General features: G+C 62.4%; 15 protein-coding genes. 2 read left to right on the forward strand and 13 right to left on the reverse strand.

Annotated elements, in window-relative coordinates; translation table 11 throughout:
- Positions 1–84: 84 nt before the first annotated feature.
- The 10 genes from DC522_RS03900 to DC522_RS03940 all read right to left on the reverse strand — a co-directional run bounded on the left by DC522_RS03900 (position 85) and on the right by DC522_RS03940 (position 11,240).
- Positions 85–1,305: a phosphopentomutase gene (locus DC522_RS03900; protein WP_116527382.1), complete on the reverse strand. Its 1,221-nt coding sequence runs from the start codon at positions 1,303–1,305 to the stop codon at positions 85–87.
- Positions 1,306–1,350: 45 nt separating this feature from the next.
- Positions 1,351–2,376, reverse strand: a complete 1,026-nt coding sequence (locus DC522_RS03905; protein WP_116527383.1) for a cation diffusion facilitator family transporter — start codon at positions 2,374–2,376, stop codon at positions 1,351–1,353.
- Positions 2,377–2,391: 15 nt separating this feature from the next.
- Positions 2,392–4,020 (reverse strand): ABC transporter ATP-binding protein, encoded by a 1,629-nt coding sequence (locus DC522_RS03910; RefSeq protein ID WP_116527384.1) that lies wholly within the window; start codon positions 4,018–4,020, stop codon positions 2,392–2,394.
- Positions 4,017–5,180, reverse strand: a complete 1,164-nt coding sequence (locus DC522_RS03915) for an ABC transporter permease (RefSeq protein WP_116527385.1) — start codon at positions 5,178–5,180, stop codon at positions 4,017–4,019. The genes DC522_RS03910 and DC522_RS03915 overlap by 4 nt, the downstream gene beginning before the upstream one ends.
- Positions 5,177–5,332: a hypothetical protein gene (locus DC522_RS34595; protein ID WP_165820038.1), complete on the reverse strand. Its 156-nt coding sequence runs from the start codon at positions 5,330–5,332 to the stop codon at positions 5,177–5,179. The genes DC522_RS03915 and DC522_RS34595 overlap by 4 nt, the downstream gene beginning before the upstream one ends.
- Before the next feature lies 1 nt (position 5,333).
- Positions 5,334–6,446 (reverse strand): microcin C ABC transporter permease YejB, encoded by a 1,113-nt coding sequence (locus tag DC522_RS03920; protein ID WP_116527386.1) that lies wholly within the window; start codon positions 6,444–6,446, stop codon positions 5,334–5,336.
- Positions 6,446–6,838: a DUF4260 domain-containing protein gene (locus DC522_RS03925; RefSeq protein ID WP_245443939.1), complete on the reverse strand. Its 393-nt coding sequence runs from the start codon at positions 6,836–6,838 to the stop codon at positions 6,446–6,448. The genes DC522_RS03920 and DC522_RS03925 overlap by 1 nt, the downstream gene beginning before the upstream one ends.
- Before the next feature lie 15 nt (positions 6,839–6,853).
- Complete coding sequence (locus DC522_RS03930) at positions 6,854–8,716, reverse strand: extracellular solute-binding protein (RefSeq protein WP_116527388.1); 1,863 nt, start codon at positions 8,714–8,716, stop codon at positions 6,854–6,856.
- A complete protein-coding gene (locus DC522_RS03935) occupies positions 8,713–10,557 on the reverse strand; it encodes an extracellular solute-binding protein (protein WP_116527389.1) in 1,845 nt (614 codons plus the stop codon). Before DC522_RS03935 ends, DC522_RS03930 begins: the two co-directional genes overlap by 4 nt.
- Positions 10,558–10,697: 140 nt before the next feature.
- Positions 10,698–11,240, reverse strand: a complete 543-nt coding sequence (locus tag DC522_RS03940; protein ID WP_116527390.1) for a cytochrome c family protein — start codon at positions 11,238–11,240, stop codon at positions 10,698–10,700.
- Positions 11,241–11,659: 419 nt separating this feature from the next.
- Here DC522_RS03940 and DC522_RS03945 point away from each other — a divergent pair, with 419 nt between their 5' ends.
- Positions 11,660–12,403 (forward strand): 3-deoxy-manno-octulosonate cytidylyltransferase, encoded by a 744-nt coding sequence (locus tag DC522_RS03945; protein WP_116527391.1) that lies wholly within the window; start codon positions 11,660–11,662, stop codon positions 12,401–12,403.
- Entirely contained in the window at positions 12,400–13,254 is an 855-nt protein-coding gene (locus DC522_RS03950; protein ID WP_116527392.1) for a prephenate dehydratase, read from the forward strand. Before DC522_RS03945 ends, DC522_RS03950 begins: the two co-directional genes overlap by 4 nt.
- 162 nt (positions 13,255–13,416) lie before the next feature.
- On the opposite strand, the gene nudC is transcribed toward DC522_RS03950, so the two are convergent.
- From nudC to DC522_RS34600, 3 genes are all read right to left on the reverse strand, one after another.
- Entirely contained in the window at positions 13,417–14,319 is a 903-nt protein-coding gene (gene nudC, locus DC522_RS03955; protein WP_116527393.1) for an NAD(+) diphosphatase, read from the reverse strand.
- A gap of 2 nt (positions 14,320–14,321) precedes the next feature.
- The gene (locus DC522_RS03960; protein WP_116527394.1) at positions 14,322–14,732 is read right to left on the reverse strand and encodes an HIT domain-containing protein; all 411 of its coding nucleotides are present in this window, start codon (positions 14,730–14,732) and stop codon (positions 14,322–14,324) included.
- An 85-nt stretch (positions 14,733–14,817) separates the two neighbouring features.
- Positions 14,818–15,170 (reverse strand): hypothetical protein (locus DC522_RS34600; protein WP_165820039.1); only part of this gene is annotated, 353 nt, incomplete at its 5' end.

Raw genomic sequence — 15,170 nt, forward strand, 5'->3', positions numbered from 1 at the left:
TTCCGGGGACCCACGTCTCTTGAGGCGCTACGGTTCCCGAAGACGTGGATGGTCGGGTCAAGCCGGCCATGACGGTGAGGGGGGTCAGATCCAGGACTTGCCCTTGCCCGCAGGCCCAAGCCCCAGATGGGCCAGGACGCTCGAGCCGATATCGGCAAAGCTCTCCCGCCGTCCCACACTGCCAAGTTTCACGGCAGGTCCGAAGCAGAGGATCGGCACATGCTCGCGGGTGTGGTCGGTGCCATGCCAGGAGGGATCATTGCCATGGTCGGCGGTGATGATGACAAGATCGCCCTGGCTTAGCACGGCCTCGATTTCCGGCACGCGCCGGTCGAAGGCCTCGAGAGCTGCAGCGTAGCCTGGTATGTCCCGCCGGTGGCCGAATTCGCTGTCGAAATCGACGAGGTTCGCAAAGACGAAGCCGCCCTCCGGCAGCGTCTTCATCGCGTCGATCGCGGCGGAGAGGCACGCATCGTTACCGTTCGGCTTTACTTCTTTGCCGGTGCTGCGATGAGCGAAGATATCGCCGATCTTGCCGACGGTCACAACAGAGCGACCCGCTTTCGTCAGCGTGTCGAGAATCGTGTCCGACGGCGGGGGCGTCGCGAAATCCTTGCGATTGCCCGTGCGTTTGAAGCCTGTCTCGGGCGTGCCGAAGAAGGGACGGGCGATCACGCGGCCGATCTTGTACTCATCGCAGAGCTCTCTCGCGATCCTGCAGACTTCGTAAAGCCGCTCCAGTCCGAACATCTCCTCGTGAGCCGCAATCTGCAGGACGCTGTCGACCGAGGTGTAGCAGATCGGCTTTCCGGTCTTCAGGTGCTCGACCGCAAATTCCTCGATGATGGCGGTGCCGGACGCATGCTTGTTGCCGAGAATGCCGGGAAGGCCCGCGCGCTCGATCAGCGCAGCAGTGAGCTTTTCCGGGAAGGCCGGTTCGGTGTTGGGGAAATAGCCCCAGTCGAAGGCAACCGGAACGCCGGCGATCTCCCAATGACCGGAGGGCGTATCCTTGCCCTTCGATGTCTCGACTCCGTATCCCCAGGCTCCTTTCAGCGCGCCCTGAGGGGCAAGGTTCGGCGGCAGGCGACCCGTGGAGGCTTCGCACGCAAGTCCCAAGCCCAAAGCCGACATATGAGGCAGGTGGAGCGGACCCTGTCGCAACCCCGCCCGATCGCCGCGACCTTCGGCGCAAGCCTCGGCAATATGACCGACGGTGTCGGCACCGACATCGCCGTAAGCATCTGCATCTTCGGCCCCGCCGATCCCGACGGAGTCCAGAACGATGAGGAGAGCGCGAGCCATGTGTCCCAAGTCCTTCAAGCCGTTCGAAGCACGATTGATACGGCATTACGGCGCAAGATGCGATCCTTGAGTTCCATGGGAGTGCCCCCCATGAGTGTGACCCTCATAATGATGGCCGTGGTCGTGATCGTGGTGATCGAGATGGCATTCCCACCCGTGATCGTGGGCGCCCGGCGCATGGATCTCGATCTGTAGCGTCGCATGGTCGATGCCGAAATGCTCCTTCAGCTCATGCTGGGTCTCGGCCAGGAAGTGGTCTCCAGGATGTCCGCCGGGCATGACCAGATGGGCGGTGAGCGCCGTCTGTGTGGTGCTGATGGCCCAGACATGCACATGGTGCACGCGGGCGACACCGGGACGCTTGGCCAGCGCTTCTCTCACCTCGGCCATCGCGATCCCCTGAGGCACGCCGTGAAGCGAGAGCCTGAGCGATTGCTTCAGCAAGCCCCAGGTGCCCCAGATGATGACAGCGGCGATGAAGAGGCTCAGCACCGGGTCTATCCAATTGGCATCGGTCCAGAGAATGGCCAAACCACCGAGCACGACACCGAGGGACACGGCGGCATCCGCCACCATGTGCAGGAACGCGCCGCGGATGTTGAGGTCGTGATGGCCTCTCATGAAGAGGAAAGCCGTAAAGCCGTTCACGACGATGCCGATGCCGGCCACGATCATCATCGTGCCGGCAGCCACCGGCGCAGGCTCGATCAGGCGCTGCACGGATTCCCATATGATGCCGCCGATCGCCACCATCAGCAGCAGGGCATTCAGCAGCGCTGCTAGGATGGAGCTGGAACGCAGGCCGTAGGTGAAGCGCTCCGACGCGCCGCGCCTTGCGAGGATCGCAGCACCCCAGGCGATGGCTAGCCCCAGCACGTCGCTGAGGTTATGGCCTGCATCCGACAGAAGCGCCATGGAATCCGCAATGAATCCATAGCCCGCTTCGATGGCGACGAAGGCGAGGTTCAGCGCGATGCCGATCGCAAAAGCGCGGCCGTGGCCGATCTCATGGAAGTGCCCATGGTGATGGCCGTGATGAGCGTTGCCTGCTGAATGATGGTGCTCGTGCATGATCTTAAGTAAGTGTCACTGCCGGACCGCATTGGCCCCAACCGTCTCCAGGTTGAAAGCTGCCGCGAAGAGAGCCCGTGTATAATCCGTCCGAGGTGCGGCGAAGATATTCTCTGCCGGCCCTTCCTCGACGACTTGGCCGTTCTGCATCACCACCACGTGATTGGCGAGGGCGCGAACGACCTTCAGGTCGTGACTGATGAACATATAGGCGAGATTTCGCCGCTTCTGGAGATCGCGCAGGAGCTCCACGATCTGCGCCTGGACCGACATGTCGAGGGCGGAGGTCGGCTCGTCCAGCATGATGAATTGCGGCTCCAGCGCCATGGCGCGGGCAATCGCGATCCGCTGCCGCTGGCCGCCGGAGAACTCATGCGGGTAGCGGTCCATCGTAGCGGGGTCGAGACCCACATCGTGCAGGGCCCGCGCCACCACGTCACGGCGTTGGGAGTATGAGAGGCCTTTGTCCTGGACGAGCAGGCCTTCTTCCACGATCTCGGCTATGGACATGCGGGGCGAAAGCGAGCCGTAAGGATCCTGGAAGACCACTTGCAGATCCTTGCGCATGGGACGGATTTCACGCGCGCGCAGACCGTCGATGCGATTGCCGAGAAAGACGATAGGACCTTCCGACTGGACGAGGCGCAGGATAGCAAGCCCCAGTGTCGTCTTGCCGGAGCCCGACTCGCCGACGACGCCCACCGTCTCTCCCTTGCGCACGCGAACCGATACGCCGTCCACGGCCTTCACGTGACCGACGGTTTTCTGGAAGAAGCCACGCTTGATCGGAAACCAGACCTTGATGGGCCCTGCCTCGACGATGGTCGGGGCACCCGCAGGCACGGGATTGGCGCGGCCTTTCGGCTCTGCTGCCAGAAGCCTCTGCGTGTAAGGATGCTGCGGATTGCCGAAGACTTCAGCGACCGTGCCCTGTTCGACGATCTTGCCGTTGAGCATGACGCAGACCCGGTCGGCGATCTTTCGCACGATGCCGAGATCGTGCGTGATGAAGAGCATGGACATGCCGAGCCCTGCCTTCAGCTCCGCGAGAAGCTTCAGGATCTGGGCCTGCACCGTTACGTCGAGCGCGGTCGTCGGCTCGTCGGCGATGAAGAGGTCGGGCTCGTTGGCGAGCGCCATCGCGATCATGACGCGCTGGCGCTGACCGCCCGAGAGCTGGTGCGGATAGGCGTTCAGGCGGCTCTCAGCATCGCGGATGCCGACGAGATTCAGGAGTTCCAATGTGCGGGCGCGAGCCTCTTTGTCGGAGAGGCCGCGATGAAGCTTCAGGATCTCGCCGATCTGCCGGTCGATGGTGTGGAGCGGATTGAGCGAGGTCATCGGCTCCTGGAACACCATCGTGATGTCGTCGCCGCGCACCCGCCGCATCTCGTCTTCGCCAGCCGCAATAAGGTCTTTCCCCTTGAACAGGATGCGACCGGAGGGATGATGCGCGGACGGGTAGGGGAGGAGTTTGAGAATCGAGAGCGCGGAAACCGACTTGCCCGAGCCGGACTCGCCCACCAACGCCACAGTCTCGCCCGGCTTGATGTCGAACGACACGCGGTCCACCGCCAGCATGTCGCGCTCGCCCTGGCGGAAGGCGACCGAGAGATCTTGAATGGAAAGCAGAGGCTCTGTCATCGGAACGTCTTTCTCGGATCGAAGGCGTCACGCACCGCTTCGCCGACAAAGATGAGGAGGCTGAGCATGAGCGCGATCACGAAGAAGCCGGCGAGGCCCAGCCACGGCGCCTGGAGATTGGCCTTGCCCTGCGCCAGCAGCTCGCCGAGCGACGGCGAGCCGGGCGGCAGGCCAAAGCCGAGGAAGTCGAGGGAGGTGAGCGTCGTGATCGAGCCGTTGATGATGAAGGGCATGAAAGTGAGCGTCGCCACCATCGCGTTCGGCAGGAGATGCTTGAACATGATGGTGGTATTCGACAGGCCCAGAGCTCTAGCTGCGCGCACATACTCGAAGTTTCTCGCGCGCAGGAATTCGGCGCGCACGACGCCCACCAGCGAGACCCAGGAGAAGAGCAGAAGAATTCCGAGCAGCACGAAGAAACTCGGCGTGATGATCGCCGAGATGATGATGAGAAGATAAAGCGAGGGAATCGCCGTCCAGATCTCGATGAAGCGCTGGGCGATGAGATCGATCCAACCGCCATAATAGCCCTGCACCGCACCGGCGAGGATGCCGATGATCGAGGAGATGCCGGCGAGGATCAGGCCAAACAGGACGGAGATGCGGAAGCCGTAGATGAGGCGCGCTACCACGTCACGACCCTGATCGTCGGTGCCGAGCCAGTTCCATTCGATGTCCTTGCAGCCCGTGCCGCCGTTGCGTTCCGCGATGGGGCGGCATTGCTCGTCAGTGAGCATCCAGGTTGGCGGAGCAGGGGCGGGAACCGGAAGGTCGAGATTGTGAGTGCTGTAGGAGAAGCGGATCGGCGCCCAAAGCAGCCAGCCGTTGTCCTGGATCTCCTTCGCGATCACGGGGTCGCGGTAGTCGGTCTGTGCCAGGAAGCCGCCGAACTTTTCTTCCGGGTAGTCGACGAAGGCAGGGTAGAGAAGCTCGCCCTTGTAGGAGGCGAGGATCGGCTTGTCGTTCGCGATGAACTCCGCGAACAGGCTCAGCACGAACAGGACCATGAAGATCCAGAACGACCAGTAACCGCGACGGTTCGCCTTGAAGTTCTGCAGCCGCCGCCGGTTGAGCGGCGAGAGCTTGATGAAGCCTTGGCGCGGCAGGGGCGGCGCGACGGGTGCAGCGGCTGGAGAGGCGACGGGAACGTTCTCGTTCATCTCACGCCTCCCGCTGCAGCCGTCATCACCGGCCCTGTGCCGGTGATCCCGATCATGAGAGGTGCGGCGCTTTTCTCCATCGGGATGGCCGGGACAAGCCCGGCCATGACGGGCAGAGTCAACATGTCATGGGTATGCGCCTGAGCGGTCATCTCACGCCTCCCGCGTCTCGAAATCGATCCGCGGATCGATCCAGGTATAGGTGAGATCGGAGATCAGGTTCACCACCAGGCCCAGCAGCGAAAAAATGTAGAGGTTGGCGAAGACCACGGGATAATCGCGGTTCACGATGGATTCGAAGGAGAGAAGGCCAAGCCCATCGAGGGAGAAGATCGTCTCGATCAGCAGCGAGCCTGCAAAGAACGCGCCGATGAAGGCTCCTGGAAAACCCGCGATCACGATCAGCATCGCATTGCGGAAGACGTGGCCATAGAGCACCTGCCGTTCAGAGAGGCCCTTCATGCGTGCGGTGAGAACGTATTGCTTGCGGATTTCATCGAGAAACGAGTTCTTGGTCAGCAGCGTCGAGGTGGCGAATGCGCCGAGCGCCATGGCCGTGATGGGCAGCACCAGATGCCAGAAGTAATCGGCAATCTGCATGTGCCATGGCATGAAGGCCCAGCCCTCGGAGGTGAGCCCGCGCAGCGGAAAGATCTGCCAGAAGGAGCCGCCCGCAAAAAGAACGATCAGCAGGATCGCGAAAAGGAATCCCGGGATCGCATAGCCGATGATGACGATGGCCGAAGTCCAGATATCGAAAGCGGAGCCGTCGTTGACCGCTTTCTTGATGCCGAGCGGTACCGAGATGGCATAGGACAGAAGCGTCATCCAGAGGCCGAGACTGATGGAAACGGGCAGCTTCTCCTTGATGAGTTCCAGCACCGAGATATCGCGGAAATAGCTCTTGCCGAAATCGAAGCGCGCATAATCCCACAGCATCTTGAAGAAGCGCTCATGGGCCGGCTTGTCGAAGCCGAACTGCGCCTCCAGCTGCTTGATGAATTGCGGGTCGAGGCCCTGCGCGCCGCGATAGCGCGAGGACGAGGCTTCGGCTGCGCCTCCGCCTTGAGCCTGGCCTGCTCCACCGACATCGCTGCCACCGCCGGAGATGCGCGATGTGGCGCTCGAATCCTGCCCCTGAAGCTGCGCGATGATGCGCTCCACGGGACCGCCGGGCGCAAACTGGATGATGACGAAGGAGATGAGCATGATCCCGAGGATCGTCGGAATCATGAGGAGGAGACGGCGCGCGATATAAGCCAGCATCAAGCGCCTGCGGATTTAAGGCCGATGCGGCCGAGATGGGTATCGCTGAAGCCGGTGGCGTATTTCAGGCCATAGCCGAGCATGCGGTCGAAGCCGACATGTGCTGCCCAGACAGCCGCTATGCCGATCAACAGGGAGTGACCCAGCGCGAGGCCAATCAGTCCCAGGATCGCAGGGCCGATCGTGGAATGAAGAGCATTGTAGGCCATGGAGCCGAGCCTGGGGCCAGCCGCATAGGCGGCAAAGCTCACATCGGGCACGAAGAAGAGAACGGCGTAGAGCCACCAGGGCTGGCCCGTGTGTGCAAAGGCCCATGAGGCTCCGGCCAGGAGCACCAGGCCCTCAAGGCGCAGAAGCAGGCGGGGCGTGCCCGCAACGGCTCTCGTCGTCAAAGTTGTATCCAAACCTTATCCTCGTCCGATCCGCTTGGCCTTCTCGGCATCATACCACCAGGTTCCCGGCGCGCCCGAGCTGAAGCGTGGCTTCGTCTCGGGGCGGGAGAACTGGTCCCAATAGGCAATCCAGTCACTGGCCTTGAACCACATGGGCACCCAATAATGGCTTGCCCGAAGCACCCGGTCCAGGGCCCGGCATGCGATGTTCAGCTCCTGCCGGGTTGCCGCATTGCCGATCTTCTCAACCAAGGCGTCAACGGCAGGATGCGCGATCCCGGCGATATTGCGCGTTCCCGATGTCCTGGCGGCTTCTGAGGCGTACACCGTGCGCAGGTCATCGCCTGGGGTTGTCGTGCCTACGAGCGCGCGGCTTGTCATGTCGAAGTCATATTCGTTCATGCGCTGCTGGTATTGAGCGGCGTCGACTATGCGTGATCGGGCGTCGATCCCCAATCGCTTCAGATTGGTCTGGAAGGGCTGCGTGTGCGGCTGAAGGGAGTTCTGGAAGTCGAGGAACTCGATGGTGAAGGGTTGGCCATTGGGCAGCTTGAGGACGCCGCCCTCACGCTTGCAGCCGGCCTGACGCAGAAGTTCGTCAGCCCGGCGCAGTAATTGTCGATCCTGTCCCGAGCCGTCTGAGACCGGCGGCACATAGGGTTCTCCGAACACTGTAGGCGGCAACTTCTCGCGGAAGGGCTCCAACAGCGCGAGTTCCTCGGGTGAGGGAAGGCCAGTCGCCTTCATGTCGGAGTTTTCGAAAAAGGACGTGGTGCGGCGATAGGCACCGAACATGATGTTGGCGTTCGTCCATTCGAAATCGAAGGCGAGGCCGATGGCTTCGCGCACACGTGGATCCTTGAAGGTCTCACGGCGCGTGTTGAAGTACCAGCCTTGGATGGGGGCTGGCGTATCATCGGGGAGCTCCTCGCGCTTCACGCGGCCTTCGCGCATGGCCGGGAAATCGTAATTCGTGGCCCAGATGCGCGAGGTGAATTCCTCGTGATAGTTGATCGTGCCGTTCTTGAAGGCCTCGAAAGCCACAGTGCGGTCGCGGAAATATTCATAGCGCACGCGGTCGAAATTGTTCTGCCCCAGATTCACGGGCAGATCCTTCGCCCAGTAGTCGGGCACGCGCTCGAACTCGATGAAGCGCCCCTGCTCGAAGCGGCTCACCTTGTAGGGGCCTGAACCAAGCGGAGCTTCGAGCGTCGCGGCTTCGAAGTCCTTGCCCTGCCAGTACCGCTCCGAGAAGATCGGCATGCTCGCGACGACGAGATGGAGATCCCGGCTGCGCCGAGGCGAAAACTGAACGCGCAGCACATCCTCCGCCTCTGCTTCTGCCGAGACCATCTGCGTGAGGACCGCGCGATAGACCGGGTGTCCCTTTTCCTTCAGGGTCATCAGCGAGAAGGCCGCGTCGCGCGCCGTCAGTTTCGATCCGTCGTGAAAGCGGGCTTCCGGGCGTAAGGCGAAGCGATAGGTGAGTTTGTCGCCTGAGATGCGCACACTCTTGGCAACAAGGCCATACATCGTGTTCGGCTCGTCGCCGGAGCCTGCCATCAGCGTGTCGAAGGTACTCCCCATGCCTGCTGCGCCATCGCCGCGCAGCACATAGATGTTGAGCGTGTTGAACGTATCGAAGTTCTGGTTGCCGCTCGTCTGCCTGATCTGCAGCACGAGCGCGCCGCCCTTCGGCGCAGCGGGATTGACGTAATCGAAATGCTTGAAGTCGGGTCCGTATTTCAGATCGCCGAAACTGGACAGACCATGTGTCTCCGTTTCACCCTCTTGCGCAAAGCCACTGCGCGGAATGAAGGATAGAGCCGCTGCCGCAGCGCTGCCCTTGAGAATTGTTCTGCGGCTGACATCCTTCATCGCGGTGCTCCGGTCTTGGCCGCCTTGGTCTCGTCGTACCACCAGACGGTGGGAAAGGCGGAGCCTGCATAATGCGGCATCACATCCGGATGGCTGTAGCGGTCCCACCGAGCCGTGCGCTGCTTCAGAGACGTCCATTGCGGTACGACATAATTGTGCGCCAGCAGAACACGGTCGAGGGCCTTTGTGGCGGCGACCAGCTCTTCACGATCCTTGGCGAAGATGATCCTGTCGATCAAGGCATCGACCGCAGGATCGGCGATGCCGGCGAGATTGCGCGAGCCTTCTCGCTTTGCCGCCTGGGAGCCCCAGAACTCGCGCTGCTCATTGCCGGGCGACAGGGATTGTCCCCACAGGCCAGTGGTGATGTCGAAGTCAAAGGAACGGGTCCGGTTTGTGTATTGCACATCGTCGACGCTCCGGACCGTCACCCCGATGCCGAGGCGTTCGAGGACGGCCTTGTAAGGCAGGAAGACGCGCTCCTCGTTGGGGCTGCTGCTCAGAAGCTCAACGCTCAAGGGCTCGCCCTTCGCGTTGACGCGACGACCGTTCTTGACCTCCCAGCCTGCCTCGCGCAGGAGACGGTCCGCTTCGCGCAAGTTATTGCGGATGGCTTCGTTCGTATCGTTGACAGGGTTCTTGTACGGCGTCGTGAAGACCGATGGTGGAACCTTGTCCCGGAGGGCTTCCAGAATCTCCAGCTCCTTGCCTTCCGGAAGTCCTGACGAGGCCAGTTCAAGCCCGTGGAAGTAGCTTCCGACCCGCTCGTAGAGGCCGTAGAAGACGGTCTTGTTGAGCTCTTCGAACGGGAAGGCGAGATTGAAAGCGCGGCGCACGCGCTCGTCCTTGAACTTGTCGCGCCTCAGGTTGAGCACGAAAGCCTGCATGACGCCGGAAGCGCGGAACGGGAATTCCTCGAGAACGACACGACCTTCATGGCGGGCCGGGAAGTCATAACCCGTCGCCCAGTTGCGTGCGCTGTTCTCGGTGCGAAAATCGATGCGATCCGCCTTGAAGGCCTCCAGCAGAACGGTCGCATCGCGGTAATATTCGTATCGGATCTCGTCGAAATTGTTCTGTCCGACATTCACATTGAGGCTGGAGCCCCAATAATCCTTCACGCGTTCGTAGGTCGCGTTGCGGCCGGTATCGAAGTTTTTGAGGCGATAGGGGCCTGAGCCAAGCGGCGGCTCGAGGGTCGTTTGCGTGATATCGCGCTTGCGACCATCTGCGGTCGTGCCTTCCCACCAGTGCTTCGGCAGCACGGTGAGCTGCCCCATGATCTGCGGCAACTCGCGATTGCCCTTTTCATCGAAGGTAAACTTGACCTCGCGCTCGCCCAGCTTCTCTGCCTTGGTGACGTTGGCGTAGTAGAAGGCATAGGTCGGGCTGTTGGTCTTCAAGGCCTCGAAGGAAAAGACGACATCATCGGCCGTCACCGGCTTTCCGTCGTGCCACCTGGCCTCCGGGCGCAGGCGGAAGCTGACGGAGGAAAAATCCTCCGGATACGAGAAAGCCTCCGCCAGGAGGCCGTAGGCCGCGCTTGGTTCATCAAAGGACGGAGCCGTCAGGGTTTCGTAGATGAGGCTCAATCCCTGTTCGGGGGAGCCCTTCACGCCTGCGACCACGATGTTGAAGCTGTCGAAGGTGCCCTGCGCTCCGAGCCGGACCAGGCCGCCCTTGGGAGCGCTCGGGTTCACATAGTCGAACTGCTTGAAGTCGGCAGGGTATTTCGGTTCCCCGAGGAGGGCCGCACCATGCCGCCATTGGGCTTCCTGGGCTGCGAGAGGGGTGAAGGCAAGGCAGGCGGCCAGGAAGCTCGGCAGAAGGGTACGGATCACAAGGCGTCTCCTGAAGGACGAGGCGTCTGTCGTCAGGTTACATTTTTGTGCGCTCGAGAGCGAACGCAAGGGAGAGTGGGCAAAACAAAAGCCGGGCACAAGGCCCGGCTTCGCTGAAATTGAAGTGTCTCTGCTGGGCCTTACGGGGCCGGGAGCGGAGCCGGGTTGTCGGACAGGGTTCGCAGGTAAGCCAGCAGGTCCGCGCGCTCCTTCTCCTGAGCGATGCCGGCGAAGGCCATGATCGTGCCGGGGACGGCCTGCTTGGGGTTGTGGACGAAGGCGGCGAGCGCCTCATAGCTCCATTCGCCGCCCTTGCCCTTCAGGGCTCCCGAATAGTTGAAGCCTTCGTGCGAGGCGACCGGGCGGCCGACGATACCATAGAGATTCGGGCCGACCTTGTTCGCGCCGCCCTTCTCGAAGGTGTGGCAGGAGGCGCATTTCTTGGCCGAAGCCTGGCCCTTCGCCGGATCGGCGCTGGCCAGGAGTACGGGGAGGGGCTGGGCCGGAGCGGCCGGAGCACCGCCTGCGCCACCGACGGCAGCCTCTTCGGCTCCCGGGAGGTCATAGCCCGGAACGGCGGGCTTGTGAGGCGAGAACAGGCCGCCGGCGATGACATTGACGCCGACCACGAAGAGAAGCGTGCCGAAGACGGCGCCCGCGATCTTATTGGTCTCGATATTCATAGGTTAGGCTCTCCTCGCCTTGGCACGGCGAAACCCAGCGCAAACAGAACGGCTCCGCGGGCGGACGCCCGGGATACGGGGCGTTGCTTAGCCGTAGAGCAGGGGTTTTGACAATGGGGTTCTTGCAGGTTTTGCCGTTCCATTAGTCGCAGTTTCGATCCCAAACGCCGGAGGAGGGGAGTAGGTCCCCGGATCCATTGCCGCAGAGCCCGTGACAAACAGGGCCTGCCTTGCCGGCTTATCGTGCGGAACCGGAGGTCCGCGTCAGTGACCCGAAGGGCCGCGTCAGCGAAAAGGGATCCGGTCTTCCGCATCCGACCGCTAGCCTGGAAAACGAACATCGGATCGATCCCAAAAGTGCATTCCACTTTCGGGTCCGATGTTCTAAGGACGCGCAGCTTCTCTTCAAAGACTGCGCCATGTCCGATCCCCTCGTCGTCATCCCCGCCCGCCTTGCCGCCTCCCGCCTGCCGAACAAGCCCCTGGCCGATATCGCGGGCGAGCCCATGATCGTGCATGTCTGGCGCCGGGCCATGGAGGCCGGGATCGGGCCCGTGGTCGTCGCCACCGACTCGCCTGAAATCGCCGAGGTTGTGGCCCGCGCTCACGGCAAGGCCGTGCTGACCCGGGCGGACCACGCCTCCGGCTCCGACCGGATCTTCGAGGCTGTGGAAAAGATCGACCCGGAGGGACGGCACGATGTCGTCGTGAACGTCCAGGGGGACCTTCCGACCATCGATCCCCGCATCATCGCCGCCTCGATCACCCCTCTCGCCGATCCGGATGTCGATCTCGCGACCCTCGTGGCAGTGATCGAGCGCGAGGAGGAGAAGACCAATCCCAACGTGGTGAAGATGGTCGGCACTCAAGTGTCGCCTGGCCGTTTCCGCGCTCTCTACTTTACCAGGGCCACGGCCCCTTTTGGCGACGGCCCGCTCTATCATCACATCGGCCTCTATGCGTATCGCCGCAAAGCCTTGCAGCGCTTCGTCGGACTTCAGCCTTCACCGCTGGAGCTTCGCGAAAAGCTGGAGCAGCTGAGGGCGCTGGAGGCCGGAATGCGGATCGATGCCGTCGTCGTCGACGATGTGCCGCTCGGCGTCGATACCGCTCACGATCTGGAACGAGCCCGCGGGATCATCGCGGCCCGGAGGACAGCATGAAGAAGATCATTTCATTCCAGGGTGAGCCGGGGGCCAATTCCCACATCGCCTGCTCGGAGATGTATCCCGATTGGGAGGTGCTGCCCTGCGCTACCTTCGAGGATGCCTTCGCGGCCGTGAACGAGGGGCAGGCGGGGCTCGCCATGATCCCCATCGAGAACTCGATTGCCGGTCGTGTGGCGGACATCCACCACCTCCTGCCGACTTCCGGGCTCCACATCATCGGCGAGCACTTCCTGCCCATTCACTTTCAATTGATGGCCCTGCCTGAGGCCGATCTCGGTACGATCAAGAGCGTCTACAGCCACGTCCATGCGCTGGGCCAGTGCCGCAAGATCATTCGCAAGCTCGGGCTCAAGGCCAACGTGGCCGGCGACACCGCAGGCTCCGCGCGTCAGGTTGCCGAGTGGAAGGATCCGACCCGGGCCTCCCTCGCGCCCCGCATGGCCGCGGGCATCTATGGCCTGAAGATCCTCGCAGAGGACGTGGAGGACGAGGCTCACAACACCACCCGCTTCGTCATCCTCTCGAAGACGCCGCAATGGGTGCCGGCCGGCAACGGTCCGACCGTCACCTCTTTTGTCTTCCGCGTGCGCAACCTGCCTGCCGCGCTCTACAAGGCGCTGGGCGGCTTTGCGACCAACGGCATCAACATGACGAAGCTCGAGAGCTATATGCTCGAAGGCGAGTTCCTGGCCACGCAGTTCTATGCCGAGGTCGACGGTCACCCGGAGGATACGAACCTCAAGCGCGCCCTGGAAGAGCTCGAATTCTTCTCCCGCGAGCTGCGCATCCTCGGCGTCTATCCGGCGGCGCCCTTCCGCGAGAAGATCAAAGAGGTGGCGGAGTAATGATCTGCGTCATTCCGGATGGAGCGTAGCGGAGGTCCGGAATCGGGTTCAGAATTTAGCTCCATGTCATCACCGGCCTTGTGCCGGTGATCTCGTTTTTATGAAGCGTAACGCCTTTCGAACGGGGATAGCCGGGACAAGCCCGGCTATGACGAGGAAATGTCAGCCCTTCATCCACTCCCGGATGAGGTGATTGGCAATGGCGATCGGGGAGGGCGCTGCGAAATGCTCGTGCGTGCCCTCAAGCATCTGCCTCACCTCATCCTTGGTGAACCAGCGGGCATCCTCCAACTCCTCGCGATCGAAGTTGATCTCTTCGCTGATCGCCTCGGCGTGGCAGCCGATCATGATGTTCGACGGGAAGGGCCAGGGCTGCGAGGCCATGTAGCGGATCCCGCCCACGCGGACGCCGGCCTCCTCGAAGGTCTCGCGTCGCACGGCATCCTCGATGGTCTCGCCCGGCTCCAGGAAGCCTGCGAGGCAGGAATACATCTTTTCCGGAAAACGCGGCTGCCTGCCCATGAGGCATTTGTCGCCGCGCGTGACCAGCATGATCACCACCGGATCGGTGCGCGGGAAATGCTGAGCGCCGCAGGCTGCGCAATCACGACGGAAGCCTGCCTGCGCGGCTTCCGTCGGTGCACCGCAATTGGCGCAGAAACGATGGCGGTTGTGCCAGTCGAGCATGGATTTCGCCATGGCGAGGATGCCGAGCTCCTCTGCCGGCACAAGCCCACGAACGGCAATCGAGCGCAGATCCGTGACCGTATAGGCCGGATCGTCCTGGAACAGCTCCGCTGTCTCGGGGCTGGCCAAGGTCGCGATGACAGGGCGGTCCTGAAGCGTTCCGAGGAAAACCTGCTCCTTATGAGACGGCAGACGGCCCAAGGCGGAGATGGGCAGAAGGCCTGTTCCGGGCTCTCCCGCCTGGAGGATCGGATGGTCTCCGGCCAACAGCACCAGAGCGCTCATCGGATCTTTCGCGGCGTTGGCGAGAGCCTCCGGGTCCCGCTCCGCGCTGTGGCGGACGAGAGGATTCGTGATATAGCCGATGGGGCGCGTCATGATCAGGCTTCAGCAAAGAGGGCAGCGGCGCGCTCGATGAGGGCCGTTGCCGCGTGATCCGGGTAGGGCTTGCGGGTGCCATGGCCCCAGACGGGTCCAGGCCAGGCCGGATCGGAGCGGAAGCGTCCGATCACATGCACATGAAGCTGCGTCACGATATTGCCGAGCGCGCCCACATTCACCTTATCGGGCTTGGACAGCTCCAGCATAACCCGGGTGGCGATGCGGATTTCCTGCGCCAGCTGAGCGTAGTGCTCCTCCGACAGATCCGTGATCTCGCTGACATTCGGGATACGGGGCACCAGCACGAACCAGGGAAAGCGGGCGTCGTTCAGGAGCAGGACCGAAGAGAGGGCCAAGTCGCCGATCGGGATCGTGTCGGCTTCGAGCCGGGAATCGAGCTGGAATGTCATAGGGCCTATCTAGCCGAGGTTGCGGCCTATTGTCAGCCGTCATCCTGGAGGGCGAAAGACGGGTCCCATCTCGCATGATGGGAGATCAGCGTGACCACTTGTGCTCGTTGATTTCCGGCTCGCCGTGAAAGCGCCGCTCCATGCGAAGGGCGATGCGGCGCACGACTGCGTGACAGAGAAAGAGCTTGTCCTCGAGCTGCCGGAACATGATGAGATCGGCCGTGCTCGGCATGTAATCGCTGTCGCGCCAGTAGCGGTGGATGAGGGTGGCGGCCTCCTGCACCAGCTTCTCCGCCTGCGCGAGCGGCGGCTTGGGTTTGCGGCGGAACACCATGGCGACACTCCCCTTGTGAAGCGAAGCGACCACCAGCGGGGCTGGTGGTCGGGGAGCTAGAAAGCCGCCTGAGACGGCTGCATTGGCCTTTAGGCTCTCGCCCT

It is taken from the genome of Microvirga sp. KLBC 81 (genome assembly GCF_003075415.1).
Lineage (GTDB): Bacteria > Pseudomonadota > Alphaproteobacteria > Rhizobiales > Beijerinckiaceae > Microvirga.

Bases quoted from the DNA above. Each gene is read 5' to 3' on its own strand.
- DC522_RS03920 (WP_116527386.1), bottom strand. From the start codon at position 6,446: ATGCTGGCTTATATCGCGCGCCGTCTCCTCCTCATGATTCCGACGATC.
- DC522_RS34595 (WP_165820038.1), bottom strand. From the start codon at position 5,332: ATGACCGCTCAGGCGCATACCCATGACATGTTGACTCTGCCCGTCATG.
- DC522_RS03915 (WP_116527385.1), bottom strand. From the start codon at position 5,180: ATGAACGAGAACGTTCCCGTCGCCTCTCCAGCCGCTGCACCCGTCGCG.
- DC522_RS03900 (WP_116527382.1), bottom strand. From the start codon at position 1,305: ATGGCTCGCGCTCTCCTCATCGTTCTGGACTCCGTCGGGATCGGCGGG.
- DC522_RS03930 (WP_116527388.1), bottom strand. From the start codon at position 8,716: ATGAAGGATGTCAGCCGCAGAACAATTCTCAAGGGCAGCGCTGCGGCA.
- DC522_RS03940 (WP_116527390.1), bottom strand. From the start codon at position 11,240: ATGAATATCGAGACCAATAAGATCGCGGGCGCCGTCTTCGGCACGCTT.
- DC522_RS03905 (WP_116527383.1), bottom strand. From the start codon at position 2,376: ATGCACGAGCACCATCATTCAGCAGGCAACGCTCATCACGGCCATCAC.
- DC522_RS03960 (WP_116527394.1), bottom strand. From the start codon at position 14,732: ATGACATTCCAGCTCGATTCCCGGCTCGAAGCCGACACGATCCCGATC.
- DC522_RS03945 (WP_116527391.1), top strand. From the start codon at position 11,660: ATGTCCGATCCCCTCGTCGTCATCCCCGCCCGCCTTGCCGCCTCCCGC.
- nudC (WP_116527393.1), bottom strand. From the start codon at position 14,319: ATGACGCGCCCCATCGGCTATATCACGAATCCTCTCGTCCGCCACAGC.
- DC522_RS03950 (WP_116527392.1), top strand. From the start codon at position 12,400: ATGAAGAAGATCATTTCATTCCAGGGTGAGCCGGGGGCCAATTCCCAC.
- DC522_RS03910 (WP_116527384.1), bottom strand. From the start codon at position 4,020: ATGACAGAGCCTCTGCTTTCCATTCAAGATCTCTCGGTCGCCTTCCGC.